Source organism: Streptomyces sp. NPDC026417 (genome assembly GCF_055567695.1).
Genome location: NZ_JBVHPY010000005.1, coordinates 26,597 through 38,908, shown reverse-complemented (window position 1 = coordinate 38,908; position 12,312 = coordinate 26,597). Strand labels below are relative to the sequence as shown.

The window sequence follows — 12,312 nt, the reverse complement described above, 5'->3', positions numbered from 1 at the left end:
GTACGGGACCACGCCGACAGCGCACTGCGGGGGCCGCCCGTACGGGGCTCGGCCCCGGTTCACGTCCCGGAGTGGGACTTCTCCATGGCCTCACGGAAGCGCGTGTAGCCCGCGAGTTCGCTGCCGTCTCCCGCGGTCTTGCGATTGCGGCCGACCCAACTGCCCCACAGACCGGCACCGATCCCCGCGAAAAGCGGAATCAGCAACCAGGCGAGCGCCGCCATGCCGACCTCCCAACCCCATGAGCGACCGAACTGAGTGATCAGCAGATTAACCATCCGCTTGCCTAACGCTCACGCCAGGGGTGCGGTTACGCAACCGGAAGACCGGGTGGGGGTGAGGAGTTCGGGCCGCGGCCCGCCCACGGCGGCGGTGCCGCCGGTCACCCGGGGTCCGTGGACCGCGCCGGGTGCCCGGCTCAGCAGGCCCCGACCCATTCCTCCGTGCCGTCGGAGAACGTCTGGTGCTTCCAGATCGGCACCTCGTGCTTGAGGTCGTCGATCAGCTTGCGGCAGGCTTCGAAGGCCTCGCCCCGGTGCGGGCAGGACACGGCGACGACGACCGCGAGGTCGCCGACGGTCAGGTCGCCCACCCGGTGGACGGCGGCCAGCGCACGCACCGGATACTCGGCCGCCACCTTCTCGGCGATCCGGCGCATCTCCGCCTCGGCGCTCGGATGGCAGGAGTAGCCGAGCCGGTCGACGTCGGCGCCTCCGTCGTGGTTGCGCACGGTCCCCACGAACAGCGCGGTACCGCCCGCCGCGTCGTCCCCGACGGCCCGGAAGACCTCGTCCAGGGAGAGCGGCGTCTCACGGACGGCGAGCAGCCTGATGGGGTCCTGCGCCGCCTGCTCGCCCGGGTGGTCAAACGTAGGTGCCATACGCCCATCGTGCCGCACGGCGGTGGCAGCGCCCAATAGCGCTTTCACCCGTCACCCGGGCGGGCCTGCTTGGAGCCTCCTACAGAACCGGATTGGAGCCTCCTACAGAAGCGGTCCGGTTGCCCGCCCGTCGGTCACGGACCTCGGACGGCCCACGGCGCACACCCACACGGCCCAGCGCTCCGGTGCGTATTCGGGCGACGGTTCCGGCCGTCGGGTCGGGAGCCGGGCCGGGCCCGCCGAGCACGGCCGCAGCCGGGAGCGGCGGGCGCCGTCAGATCCGGCGCCGCGCCTTGCGGGCCCGGCGGACCAGGGCGGCCGTACCCAGCAGGGCCACGGTCGCACCCGCGGCTCCTGCGGCGGTCGCGTCCTTGCGTCCGAGTCGCCGGCCGGCCACCGTGTGCCGGCCCGCGACCTCCTCCAGCAGCTCGGCCAGGACCTCCTCGTTGGTCCACTGCGGCCGCCACCCCGCGTCGTGCAGCCGGTTCCCGCTCACCACCCAGGGATGCATCGTGTACGCCAGGTCCCCGGCGGGGGACGGTGTGAGCCCGATCCGGTGCAGCCGGGCGGCCGCTCCGAGCGCCACCGCGGACGGCAGTTCCATGCGCCGGATGCCGCTGAGCTCCTCGACCTCCTCCTGCTCCAGCCATCCGTCGCACCCCACGACCAGCTCACCGTCGACCTTCTCCAGGACGGCGTACTCCAGGGCACTGCACAGATCCTCGACGTGACAGAACTGCCAGGCGGGCCGCGACCCGGCCACCACCAGCAGTCTCGGCGACTCGAAGTACCTGGTCAGCGCCGTGTCGGTGCCACCGACCAGCACCGCGGGCCGGGCGACGGTGACATTGAGGCCCGGGTGGGCCCGTGGTGCCCGCCGCGCGAGCCGCTCGATCTCCAGGAGGTCCCCGACACCGGTGGCCTCGGCGGTCGCCCGCAGTTCGGCGTCCTCCGAGAGGGGCAGTTCGTTGTCGGGCAGCGCCCCGTAGACCATCGACGAGGTGCAGAGCACCACCCGGTGGACCCCGGCGGCCGCGGCCGCCGTCAGCACCGTCTGCGTCCCGCGGACGTTGTACGCGGTGCGGGCCGCGGGATCGCTCTCCAGGTCCAGGTCGAGCGCCAGATGCACGACGACGTCGGCACCGCGCAGCTTCTCGGCGATGGCCGGGTCCCGCACGTCGAGGATGTGCCACTGCGCCCCGGCGCACTCGCCGCGCCGCTCGTCGATGGCGATGACCTGCTTGATCTCCTCGCTGGTGGCCAGCCGCTCCGTGAGCAGCGCGCCCACGCCCGAAGCGGCGCCGGTGACGGCGACGACGGGCCCGCGTGCGGCGGGGCCGGTTGAAGGGTTTCGCGCTGCGCGAACCTGCGGATCTGGGGAACTCACCGGGCGTCTCCAGCGGTTGTCTTCAGTAATGAACGCGCGTGACGCGTGCGTACCAGGTGGCATCCATCCTGCCGCAGGCAGAGAGTCGGCGAAGCACCGAGGCCCGATCGGCCCATGGTGTCTACGCTGGGTGGTGTTGTCGGGCAGCCGCCGTCGGAAAGAACCGGCGGCCTTACCAGCCGAGGAATCCCGTGAGTGACACCCCATTCGGATTCGGCCTTCCGCCGGAGGAGCCGGAGAACGGCGACGAGGGCAAGAAGAAGGACCAGGAGAGCGGCGGTGGTCAGGGACCGGCCAACCCGTTCGGCTTCGGGTTTCCCGGCGCCGGCGGCCCCGGCGCCGACAATCCGCTCGCCGCGATGTTCGGTTCCCTGAACCCCAACGACCTGGGCGCCGCGTTCCAGCAGCTGGGCCAGATGCTCTCGTACGAGGGCGGGCCGGTGAACTGGGACATGGCCAAGCAGATCGCCCGCCAGACGGTCTCGCAGGGCACCGCGGAGGGCACCAAGGACGCGAGCGTCGGCCCCGCCGAGCGCTCCGCGGTCCAGGAGGCCGTCCGTCTCGCCGACCTCTGGCTGGACGACGCGACGTCGCTGCCGTCCGGCGCGGGCTCCGCCGTGGCCTGGAGCCGCGCCGAGTGGGTCGAGGCGACCCTTCCGGTCTGGAAGGAGCTCGTCGATCCGGTCGCCGAGCGCGTCGGCGCGGCCATGGGCGACGTGCTGCCCGAGGAGATGCAGGCCATGGCGGGCCCGCTGATCGGCATGATGCGGTCCATGGGCGGCGCCATGTTCGGCACACAGATCGGGCAGGCCGTGGGCGTGCTCGCGGGCGAGGTCGTCGGCTCCACCGACATCGGACTGCCGCTCGGCCCGGCCGGCAAGGCCGCGCTGCTCCCGCTGAACATCGAGGTGTTCGGCAAGGACCTGGGCGTCCCCCAGGAGGAGGTCCGGCTGTATCTCGCCCTGCGCGAAGCCGCCCACCAGCGTCTCTTCACGCACGTGCCGTGGCTGCGCTCGCACCTGTTCGGCGCCGTCGAGGGCTACGCGCGCGGGATCAAGGTCGACACCGCCAAGCTGGAGGACGTGGTCGGGCAGTTCGACCCGCAGAACCCGGAGCAGCTGCAGGACGCCCTTCAGCAGGGCATGTTCCAGCCGGAGGACACCCCGGAGCAGAAGGCCGCCCTCGCCCGGCTGGAGACGGCGCTCGCGCTCGTCGAGGGCTGGGTCGACGCGGTCGTGCACGCGGCGGCCAAGCCCCGGCTGTCCTCCGCCGACGCGCTGCGCGAGACGCTGCGCCGCCGCCGGGCCTCGGGCGGCCCCGCCGAGCAGACGTTCGCGACCCTGATCGGCCTGGAGCTGCGGCCGCGCCGGCTGCGGGACGCCTCCCGCCTGTGGGCCTCGCTCACGGACGCGCGCGGCGTCGACGGCCGGGACGGCCTGTGGGCCCACCCGGACATGCTCCCCACCTCGTCCGACCTGGACGACCCGGACGGCTTCGTGCACCGCGAGCAGCTGGACTTCTCCGAGCTCGACAAGATGCTCGGCGAGGCGGCGGGCGGCCCCGGCGGCCGGCAGGACCTGAAGAAGGACGAGTCGGGCGAGGCGCCCACCAAGGACGACGAGCCCAAGGACCAGGGCAGGGGCGACGGCGCCGAGTGACCCTCCACGACGACGCGGTCCTCGTACTGAAGGGGTACGAGGACCAGGAAGAGCTGCGCCAGGCCTACCTGGACCACCTGGCAGCGCACCCGGACGGCCTGTGGAAGGCGTGCACGGCCGGACATCTCACGGCGAGCGCCCTGGTCGTCGACCCCGAGCAGGGCCGGGTGCTGCTCACCCTGCACCGCAAGCTGCGCATGTGGCTCCAGATGGGCGGCCACTGCGAGCCCGGCGACGCCACACTCGCGGCCGCCGCCCTGCGCGAGGCCACGGAGGAGTCGGGCATCACCGGCCTGACCCTGCTGCCGGGCGGTCCGGTGCGCCTCGACCGGCATCCGATCCCGCCCCCGTGCCACTGGCACCTCGACGTCCAGTACGCGGCCGTCGCAGCTCCGGGAGCGGTGCAGGAGATCAGCGACGAGTCCCTGGACCTGCGCTGGTTCCCCTACGACGAGGTCTCGGACGTCGCCGACGCGTCGGTCGTCCGCCTGGTGGAGGCCACCCGCGCGCGGCTCTGAACGGCACGGACCCGACAACGGGTAAGGGGCGGTCGCCATGGCGACCGCCCCTTACCCGTACCTCCGGAGAGGCTTCCCGCGCGGCTAGCTCCAGGCGTTGCCCTGGTTCTGTCCGTGGGCGCCGTGCTGGCCCATGCCGTACTGCGCGCGCACGCCCTGGCCGATCTGGGCGTTCTGCGGCGGCAGCAGCTCGCTCGGCTGGACCAGGATGTAGCCCTGGCCCATGAAGCTGAGCTCCCAGCCCTCGCCGGTGCTGCCGCGGCGCCGCCACACTCCGGAGGAGTGCGTCTGGGCCTGCATCTGCACCCGCAGGGCGGTCGACCAGGCGACGATCGCGTCGGCGTCGCAGTTGACGTACTTGTCCGGCGTGACCTGCATCATCAACGGCATCCCGGACGTCATCAGGGCGACCTTGCCCCGGCCCGTGATGTTGAGCTGGTACTTGCCGGAACCCGAGATGCCGTACTGGCTGTCCACGGCGATCACCTCGTGGTGCAGCGCCGAGTCCATGGCGAGGACATAGCTGCTGTCCACGGTGAGACCGTCCTGGTCGACGTCGACCACGTGCACGTGCTGGGCGAGGTTCGCGAGGTAGACCGTGCCCTGCCCGTGGCAGCGCATCAGGTCCAGGCCCTCGCCGGTCATCGCGCGCGACCGGCGCTGGCCGTTGTTCTGGTACTCGGCGTCGAACTCGACCAGACCCTGGTAGGCGACCATGGTGCCCTTGCGGGCCAGGATGTCGTCGTGCCCCTCCAGCGAGACCCGCAGCATCTGCGAGTTCTGCAGGCTGTAGCGGTCCTGGGTCTGCTGTTCGTTGTAGCCGAAAAGCGGGCTCTGCATGGTGTCCTGTTCCCCCTCAGCCCCGGATCCGGAGGCGGTCGGTGCTGTCCTCGCTGGGCTGGACGACGACGATGCCCTGCCCGGAGAAGGCCATCTGGTAGGCCTCGCCGCTGCCCCGCCCGATCAGCGACTGCGCCTTGAAGCTGCGCTTGCCCTTGACCTTGAGGTTCGGGGACCAGGCGACGAGCGCGTCCGGGTCCACGTAGGTCTCGTCGTCACCGCCGCCGCAGTCGACGACGATCGGCTTGCCCCGGGAGGTCAGCGCCACCCAGCCCTGACCGGAGATCTTGGTGTTCCACAGGCCCTGGCCTGCGAACTTGGCGAGCCCCTTGACCCGCTCGACGCCCCAGGTGAGGTGCGCGTCGAAGGCGAGCAGGTTGGTGGCGTTGACGGAGATCGCATCCCCGTTGAGGTTGATGACGACCACGTTCGCGCCGTAGTCGGCGAGGTAGAGCAGGCCGTCACCGGAGCACTTCATGAGGGGCGCGCCCTCGCCGGTCATCCAGTCGCGCGCGATCTGGCGCACGGCCGGCGGGTTGGGCTCGTACTGGACGAACCCCTCGTAGGCGACCATCGAGCCCACGCGCGCGAGGAGGTCGTTTCCGGTCTGCATGGCGACCTTCAGCATGTGGTTGCCGTGGTTCTCCATGCGGGCGGTGACGGGTGCCGGGGCGAAGCCCGCGAATGGCTGGTTCATGACGGGCTCCCTCAGACCTCGTACGGCTGGACGACGATGAAATTTCCGGGCGCTCCGCGGAACTGCAGGTTCACGCTCTCGCCGGTGTCGCCCGGATAGGCGTTGCGGCGCATCCGCACCTGGCTGGAGACGATCACCTGGGAGGCCGCGGACCACGCCACCACCGCGTTGCAGTCGGCGAACGTGGTGGGGGTGACCGGCAGCACGACGGGCGCACCGTGGGTCTTCACCACGATCGTGCCGGTCCCCTGGAACTGCATCGTGAACAGCGCTCCACCGGGGATGCCGTGTCCTTCGATGCGGCGCACCTCGTACTGGAGCGTCTCGTCGAAGGCGAGGACGTTCTCCGCTGAGACACAGATCCCGTCGCCCTGGAGCTCGATGGGGTGCAGCATCGTCGAGTTCTCGGCGAGGAAGACCTGGCCCCGGCCGGAGCAGCGCATCAGCTGCATCTCCTGGCCGGTCGCGTTGCCGACGATCCGCCCGGCGAAGCCCGCGCCCTTGTAGCTGAAGTCGACCTTGCCCTGGTAGAGCACCATGCTGCCCTGCCGGGCGAGGACGGCCTGGTCGCCGCCGGCGCCGAGGTCGACCCGGATGAGCTTCTTGTTCTGCTGGGTCCACCGCTGGCCGGTGGGCGTCTCCTTGAAGGCCTGGAGCGCCGCGGCCACACCGGCACCCGTCTGCGGAGCGCCCAGGGGAGCACCGTAGGGCGAGGGGGCTCCGGCCTGTCCGGGCACCTGTCCGTACGGAGGCTGCTGCCCGTAGCCCGGAGGCGGGGTCGGCTGGCCGTAGCCGGACGGGGCGCCCGGGGGCTGGCCGTATCCCGGCGGCATGGGGGCGCTCTGGCCGGGAGGCTGCTGCCCGTAGCCGGGCGGCGGACCGGGCTGACCGGGCGGCTGCGCGTACGGTGCCGGTCCCGGCGGCGGCACGGCCCCGCCCGGCGGCGTGAGCGGCGCGACGATGGTCGGCGCGGCGTGCACCGGGGGCGCCGCCGCGGGCGGCGGAGTGGCTCCCGGCGGCGGTGCGAAGCCCTGCGCGGCGGGCTGCGGCGCAGCGGCCGGGGCACCGAAGGCGGGCGGCGCGAAGGACGGGGAGGCACCCGGCTGCGGCTGCTGCGGTGCGGGCTCCTCCTCGGCGACCTCGCCGCCGAAGTTCTTCAGCAGGGCGTCGAGCCCGCCGTCGAAGCCCTGGCCGACGGCGGCGAACCGCCATACGTCCTTGAGGTAGAAGTCGCCCAGCATGACGGCACGTTCCGTGGAGAACTCCGTGCCGTTGAAGGCGTACCGGGCCACCTCCTCGCCGCCCGCGACGATGCGGAGGTATCCGGGAGCGATCTGCGACATCTGCCCGGCGCCGTCGAGCGTCGCCGTGAAGGAGAGCTTGTGGATCTGCGGCGGGATCTTGTCGAGCGTGACGCGGAAGGACTCCGTGTCGCCCGCCTGCGCGCCGAGGAGCTGGACGGACTCCTCGGGGGACTTCGGCTGGTTGAAGAAGACGAAGTACCGGTCGTCCGACAGCCGCTCGTCGGCGTCCAGACCGAAGCAGCTGATGTCGAAGGTCAGCCCGGGGCCGGTGATCTGCACGCCTACGTACAGATCGGTGCCCGCGGTGAGGTCACTGATCTTGGCCTTGTGGCCGCGTTGGAATTCCCTGGCCATGCGTAACGACCGTCCCCCATCCCGAATGCGAGTGCGTCGCGTCAGGCTAACGGCAAATTCCGGGAGCGGACGAAGCCGGTACAGACCCGGTACACAATCCCTGCTCCGGGCTTGGCACGGGACGACGACGGGGGCGGGCCGCCCTCAGTCCTCTGCCGCGGCCGGCTGGTGGTGGGGCAACCGGTCGGCGGCGACCACGCCTTCGAGATAGCCCCGGGCGCGCTCGGTACGCGGGTAGGCCTCGAGGAGGCGCCAGAAGCGGGGGCCGTGGCCGGGCACGAGAAGGTGCGCGAGCTCATGGACCAGGACGTAGTCGACGACGTACTCCGGCATGCCCTGCAGCCGGTGCGACAGCCGGATGCTGCCCTCGGACGGGGTGCAGGAGCCCCATCGGGTGTTCTGGTTGGTGACCCAGCGGACCGAGGTGGGACGGGCCCGGCCGTCGAAGTACAGGCCGGACAGCCTGGCCGCGCGCTCGGCCAGCTCCCGGTCGCCGAGCATCCGCTTGCTCTCCTGCGCGGCCAGCTTGTCGAGCATGACGCTCACCCAGCGCTGCTCCTCCGCCTCGGACATCCGGGCGGGGATGAGCACGACAGTGCGATCGCCCTCGCGGTACGCGGAGACCGTTCTGCGTCGGCGGGCGCTCCTGCGGACCTCGATCGCGCTCGCCCCCGAGCCGCTTGGCGGCAGGCTCGTCGTGCTGCGCTGTGGCTTTCCGGCGCGGTGCAGTGGGTCGGCGGGCACGCCCCGACGTTACCCGTTGCACATGGTGAAAGTCCCGCCTCCGGGACGGTTCCGTGGCGATCCGCACTCCGCGCGCTGGATTTGTACGACTAATGCGGCAGCCTGTGGACAACTTTCGGCACGGCGGCGGACGCGGCGGGCATGCTGGCAGTCGTCGGCGGGGCAGGACAGCCGTCCACCGACACACCGGGGACATTCCGAGGGCTACGGGGGCCGGTCATGCATCCGATGGTGAAACCCGCGCTGCGGCGCGGCTGGCGGGATCTCAACACCGTGCAGTTCGGCATGGCACCGGCGCACGCGATAGTGCTGGGCCCGATGGACACGGCGACGGGCAGCTTCCTGACGCTGCTCGACGGGACGCGGAGCCTGCCGCTGCTGCGCGACGAGGGACGCCGGATGGGTCTGCCGGACGGCCACGTCGACGGCCTGGTCGACCGACTGGCCGGCGCCGGCCTGCTGGACGACGCGACGGGCGGCGGCCCGGCCGCCGACACCCTGCGGGGAAAGCAGGCCGTCCTCGACCGGTTGCGACCGGACCTCGCCTCCCTGTCCCTGGTCACTCGCGGGCCGGGCGAGGCGATGGAGCGCCTGGCCGCCCGCCGCTCCCTGCGGGTGCAAGTACGGGGTGCGGGCCGGGTGGGCGTCGTCCTCGCCGCACTGCTGGCGGGCGCCGGGGTCGGCGAGGTGGACGTCCGTGACGGCGGCCGGGTGGAGCCGGGCGACGTCGCCCCCGGCGGGCTGCCCGCCGAGTCCGTGGGCGAGCGCCGCGAGGAGGCCGCCCCGCGGGCGGTGCGGCGAGCAGCCCCGGACCGACCACCCGGCCGCCGCCGAGCGCCCTCACCGTCCCTCTCAGCGGGGAACCGGGGGCCCCTCGATCCGGATGCGCCCGGGCACAGCCCCGCATCGGACGAGCGGACCCGCATCCCGGCGGCGGAAGCCGGCTGGTCCCTCGTGGTCCTCGCGCCCCGGGACGGACTGGCGGTCCACGCCCCCGACCCCGTCACCGCCGAGCCGCTCCTCGCCTCCGGCACACCCCATCTCTATACCGGGGTGGTGGAAGGGACCGGTGTGGTCGGCCCCCTCGTCCTCCCCGGCGAGACCGGCTGCGCGGGCTGTCTGGAGCGCGCCCGCACCGACCGGGACGAGACATGGCCCCGGCTGATCGCCCAGTGGCGGTCGGGCGGTCACCGGCGGGTCCAGGCCTGTGATCTCGCTCTGGCGTCCGCGGTCGCCGGTCTGGCCGCCACCCATGCGCTCGCCTTCCTCGACGGGCTGTCGCCATCCGGCGCGGGCACACGCTGGGAGGCCTCCCTGCCGACACCGACCTGGCCCGCCCGTCCGCTGTGGCCCCATCCCGCGTGCCCGTGCGGGGCCGCGGAGAGAGGTAAGGAAGAACACACCTCCAAGGACGGGGAGCCGCACGCGACAATGGCTGAGCACCAGCCGCCGGCGAGGTCTCGCCACGAGACACACGCCGCGCGGTTGTCTGGGACTTGGAGGGCGCATGTCTGATCTTCCCCGCAAGGCGGTCACCCGGACCGCCAAGCTCGCCGCGCTCCCGCTCGGCTTCGCCGGGCGGGCCACCTGGGGGCTCGGCAGACGGATCGGCGGGAAGTCGGCGGAGATCGTGGGCCGCGAGCTCCAGCAGCGCACGGCGGAGCAGCTTTTCAAGGTGCTCGGCGAGCTCAAGGGCGGGGCGATGAAGTTCGGGCAGGCCCTGTCCGTCTTCGAGTCCGCGCTGCCCGAGGAGGTGGCGGGTCCCTACCGCGCCGCGCTGACCAAGCTGCAGGAGGCCGCCCCTCCGATGCCGACCCGGACCGTGCACACCGTGCTGGAGGAGCGGCTCGGCGAGGACTGGCAGGAACTCTTCCAGGAATTCGAGGAAAGGCCTTCCGCGGCGGCCTCGATCGGCCAGGTGCACCGTGCCGTGTGGCACGACGGACGCGAGGTCGCGGTCAAGGTCCAGTACCCCGGCGCGGGCGAGGCGCTGCTCTCGGACCTGAACCAGCTCAGCCGCTTCGCCCGCCTGCTGGGGCCGCTCATTCCCGGGATGGACATCAAGCCGCTGATCACGGAGATGCGCGACCGGGTGTCGGAGGAGCTCGACTACGGCCTGGAGGCCCGGGCCCAGGCGACCCACGCGGACGAGTTCGCGGCCGACCCGGACGTGGTCGTGCCCGCCGTGGTCCACCAGTGCGAGCAGGTGCTGGTGACGGAGTGGATCGAGGGAACACCGCTCTCGGAGGTGATCGCCGAGGGCACCCGGGAGCAGCGGGACCGGGCCGGCCAGTTGCTCGCCCGCTTCCTGTTCTCGGGCCCCGCCCGCACGGGCCTGCTGCACGCCGACCCGCACCCGGGCAACTTCCGTCTGCTGCCGGACGACAAGGGCGGCTGGCGGCTGGGCGTGCTGGACTTCGGCACGGTCGACCGCCTGCCGGGCGGGCTGCCCGCGACCATCGGAAGCTCCTTGCGCATGACCCTCGAAGGAGAGGCGGAGGCGGTCTACGGACTCCTCTGCGCGGAGGGCTTCGTGAAGGAGTCGATAGAGCTGGACCCCGAGGCGGTCCTCGACTATCTGCTCCCGATCATCGAACCGGCCGAGGCCGAGGAGTTCACCTTCACCCGCAGCTGGATGCGCAGCCAGGCCGCTCGCATCGCCGACCCCCGCTCCCCCGCCCACCAGCTCGGCAGGCAGCTGAATCTGCCCCCGTCGTACCTCCTGATCCACCGGGTCACCCTCAGCACGATCGGCGTCCTGTGCCAGTTGGGCGCGACGGTGCGGCTGAGAGACGAACTGGAGGCCTGGCTTCCCGGCTTCCTCTCCGCGGAGGAAGCGCCGGACGACCTGCTGGAGGAGGCAGCGGAGGCGTGAACGGGCCTACCACCAGGCCGAGTCCAGGCGTCCCTCGATCGCCCTGAGGTTGGCCCGCGCGCACTCCTCGCAGATGTACTGACGGGTGCCGTTCTCCACGGAGCAGGTCCAGGTGAGCGGTGGTCCCTCGGCGAGGGCGCCGCAGCGGGCGCACGCGACGCGCAGGGGCTCGGTCGTCTCCGGCCGCTGCGCGGAGCCGCTGTCGTCACTGTCCCCGGGAAGACTCGTCACCCGGCGACGATATCCCCGTGGCGAGCGGTTGACGGTTCACAACGCACCGCGGGGGCCGGTCCGTTCGGACCGGCCCCCGCTCTGTCGTTCTGCCGTGCTAACCGCGACCGCTCTCGGTCACTGCATGACGGCCATGGCCAGCGCCCGGCGAGCGCGCATCGAGGCGCGCTCGGCACGGCGCTGCATCCGCCGGGCGGCGGCCAGGCGCACGGCCTGTCGATCCCGCTCGGCTTCGTGCAGCCGGTCGTGCATATGCGCACGAGCCAGGGCTTCTGGAATGAGTTGCATCTCTCGGGTCCTGTTCTGGCGCGAGTCGTTCGCACCGGTGGTGGAGAAGTCTGGGGTCGCGGAGCGGGCGGGCTCGTTGGCGGACGGCTTCATCGGGGCCTGCTTCTTGGGGTCGTTCGTGAGGGGGCGATCGATCGTTCCTGTGGTGTTCATGCCGTGACCGGGTTCTTGCGCGGACGGCCACGCGGCCGCTTGCGGGCCACGACGACACCCTGGACGAAGAGCTCGCCACCCCAGACGCCCCAGGGCTCACGCCGCTCCTTGGCGCCGGCGAGGCAGGCCTCGATCAGCGGGCAGGTGCGGCAGAGGGACTTGGCGTACTCGACATCGGCCGGCGACTCGGCGAAGAAGACCTCCGGGTCGTAGGAGCGGCAGGGGACGGGTACGCCGAGGTTCTCGATGGCGTCGTCGAGCGCGGTGAGCGCAGTGAGCGGAGTCAAGGTGGAGTCCTCCGTGAGGCCGGGCGGGGGGATCGTCTCGGAAGGCGGTACGGACGGGGCGTGCGCTTCGAGTTGCACGGTTTGTTTTCCTCGTCT

At 72.1% G+C, this 12,312-nt stretch carries 14 protein-coding genes; 4 read left to right on the top strand and 10 right to left on the bottom strand.

All coding sequences use genetic code 11. The features are described 5' to 3' along the window. Positions 1-59: 59 nt before the first annotated feature. From ACZ4NT_RS09730 to ACZ4NT_RS09720, 3 genes are all read right to left on the bottom strand, one after another. Positions 60-224: a hypothetical protein gene (locus ACZ4NT_RS09730; protein ID WP_183117000.1), complete on the bottom strand. Its 165-nt coding sequence runs from the start codon at positions 222-224 to the stop codon at positions 60-62. Between the two features lie 194 nt (positions 225-418). Next, entirely contained in the window at positions 419-880 is a 462-nt protein-coding gene (locus tag ACZ4NT_RS09725) for a molybdenum cofactor biosynthesis protein MoaE (protein WP_467724551.1), read from the bottom strand. Between the two features lie 274 nt (positions 881-1,154). Continuing rightward, positions 1,155-2,267: an SDR family oxidoreductase gene (locus ACZ4NT_RS09720; protein ID WP_467724549.1), complete on the bottom strand. Its 1,113-nt coding sequence runs from the start codon at positions 2,265-2,267 to the stop codon at positions 1,155-1,157. Between the two features lie 191 nt (positions 2,268-2,458). Between ACZ4NT_RS09720 and ACZ4NT_RS09715 the strand changes: the two genes are divergently transcribed. Both ACZ4NT_RS09715 and ACZ4NT_RS09710 read left to right on the top strand, forming a co-directional pair. Next, a complete protein-coding gene (locus ACZ4NT_RS09715; protein ID WP_121405866.1) occupies positions 2,459-3,925 on the top strand; it encodes a zinc-dependent metalloprotease in 1,467 nt (488 codons plus the stop codon). After that, positions 3,922-4,443: an NUDIX hydrolase gene (locus ACZ4NT_RS09710; protein ID WP_121405865.1), complete on the top strand. Its 522-nt coding sequence runs from the start codon at positions 3,922-3,924 to the stop codon at positions 4,441-4,443. The genes ACZ4NT_RS09715 and ACZ4NT_RS09710 overlap by 4 nt, the downstream gene beginning before the upstream one ends. An 84-nt stretch (positions 4,444-4,527) precedes the next feature. On the opposite strand, the gene ACZ4NT_RS09705 is transcribed toward ACZ4NT_RS09710, so the two are convergent. From ACZ4NT_RS09705 to ACZ4NT_RS09690, 4 genes are all read right to left on the bottom strand, one after another. Then, positions 4,528-5,283 carry an AIM24 family protein gene (locus ACZ4NT_RS09705; protein ID WP_121405864.1) on the bottom strand — a complete coding sequence of 252 codons (756 nt, stop codon included), beginning with the start codon at positions 5,281-5,283 and terminating at the stop codon, positions 4,528-4,530. A 16-nt stretch (positions 5,284-5,299) separates the two neighbouring features. Then, positions 5,300-5,980, bottom strand: a complete 681-nt coding sequence (locus ACZ4NT_RS09700; protein ID WP_121405863.1) for an AIM24 family protein — start codon at positions 5,978-5,980, stop codon at positions 5,300-5,302. Positions 5,981-5,991: 11 nt separating this feature from the next. Beyond that, positions 5,992-7,638 (bottom strand): TerD family protein, encoded by a 1,647-nt coding sequence (locus tag ACZ4NT_RS09695; protein WP_467724547.1) that lies wholly within the window; start codon positions 7,636-7,638, stop codon positions 5,992-5,994. 144 nt (positions 7,639-7,782) lie between these two features. After that, positions 7,783-8,382 carry a M48 metallopeptidase family protein gene (locus tag ACZ4NT_RS09690; protein WP_121405861.1) on the bottom strand — a complete coding sequence of 200 codons (600 nt, stop codon included), beginning with the start codon at positions 8,380-8,382 and terminating at the stop codon, positions 7,783-7,785. A gap of 219 nt (positions 8,383-8,601) precedes the next feature. Here ACZ4NT_RS09690 and ACZ4NT_RS09685 point away from each other — a divergent pair, with 219 nt between their 5' ends. Next, positions 8,602-9,897 carry a TOMM precursor leader peptide-binding protein gene (locus tag ACZ4NT_RS09685; protein ID WP_467724544.1) on the top strand — a complete coding sequence of 432 codons (1,296 nt, stop codon included), beginning with the start codon at positions 8,602-8,604 and terminating at the stop codon, positions 9,895-9,897. Then, positions 9,890-11,257, top strand: coding sequence for an ABC1 kinase family protein (locus ACZ4NT_RS09680; protein ID WP_467724542.1), 1,368 nt, complete (start codon positions 9,890-9,892; stop codon positions 11,255-11,257). Before ACZ4NT_RS09685 ends, ACZ4NT_RS09680 begins: the two co-directional genes overlap by 8 nt. Before the next feature lie 6 nt (positions 11,258-11,263). Here ACZ4NT_RS09680 and ACZ4NT_RS09675 read toward each other — a convergent pair whose 3' ends face one another. The 3 genes from ACZ4NT_RS09675 to ACZ4NT_RS09665 form a co-directional block, all read right to left on the bottom strand. Further along, the gene (locus tag ACZ4NT_RS09675) at positions 11,264-11,488 is read right to left on the bottom strand and encodes a hypothetical protein (RefSeq protein WP_121405858.1); all 225 of its coding nucleotides are present in this window, start codon (positions 11,486-11,488) and stop codon (positions 11,264-11,266) included. A 117-nt stretch (positions 11,489-11,605) separates the two neighbouring features. Next, a complete protein-coding gene (locus ACZ4NT_RS09670; RefSeq protein ID WP_121405857.1) occupies positions 11,606-11,929 on the bottom strand; it encodes a hypothetical protein in 324 nt (107 codons plus the stop codon). Next, on the bottom strand, positions 11,926-12,294 hold the full coding sequence (locus tag ACZ4NT_RS09665; RefSeq protein WP_019072119.1) for a WhiB family transcriptional regulator: 369 nt from the start codon (positions 12,292-12,294) through the stop codon (positions 11,926-11,928). The genes ACZ4NT_RS09670 and ACZ4NT_RS09665 overlap by 4 nt, the downstream gene beginning before the upstream one ends. Positions 12,295-12,312: the final 18 nt, after the last annotated feature.

What these genes read in the sequence shown, in the direction of transcription:
- ACZ4NT_RS09700 (WP_121405863.1), bottom strand. Translation starts at nt 5,980, where the DNA reads ATGAACCAGCCATTCGCGGGCTTCGCCCCGGCACCCGTCACCGCCCGC.
- ACZ4NT_RS09685 (WP_467724544.1), top strand. Translation starts at nt 8,602, where the DNA reads ATGCATCCGATGGTGAAACCCGCGCTGCGGCGCGGCTGGCGGGATCTC.
- ACZ4NT_RS09695 (WP_467724547.1), bottom strand. Translation starts at nt 7,638, where the DNA reads ATGGCCAGGGAATTCCAACGCGGCCACAAGGCCAAGATCAGTGACCTC.
- ACZ4NT_RS09680 (WP_467724542.1), top strand. Translation starts at nt 9,890, where the DNA reads ATGTCTGATCTTCCCCGCAAGGCGGTCACCCGGACCGCCAAGCTCGCC.
- ACZ4NT_RS09725 (WP_467724551.1), bottom strand. Translation starts at nt 880, where the DNA reads ATGGCACCTACGTTTGACCACCCGGGCGAGCAGGCGGCGCAGGACCCC.
- ACZ4NT_RS09705 (WP_121405864.1), bottom strand. Translation starts at nt 5,283, where the DNA reads ATGCAGAGCCCGCTTTTCGGCTACAACGAACAGCAGACCCAGGACCGC.
- ACZ4NT_RS09670 (WP_121405857.1), bottom strand. Translation starts at nt 11,929, where the DNA reads ATGAACACCACAGGAACGATCGATCGCCCCCTCACGAACGACCCCAAG.
- ACZ4NT_RS09730 (WP_183117000.1), bottom strand. Translation starts at nt 224, where the DNA reads ATGGCGGCGCTCGCCTGGTTGCTGATTCCGCTTTTCGCGGGGATCGGT.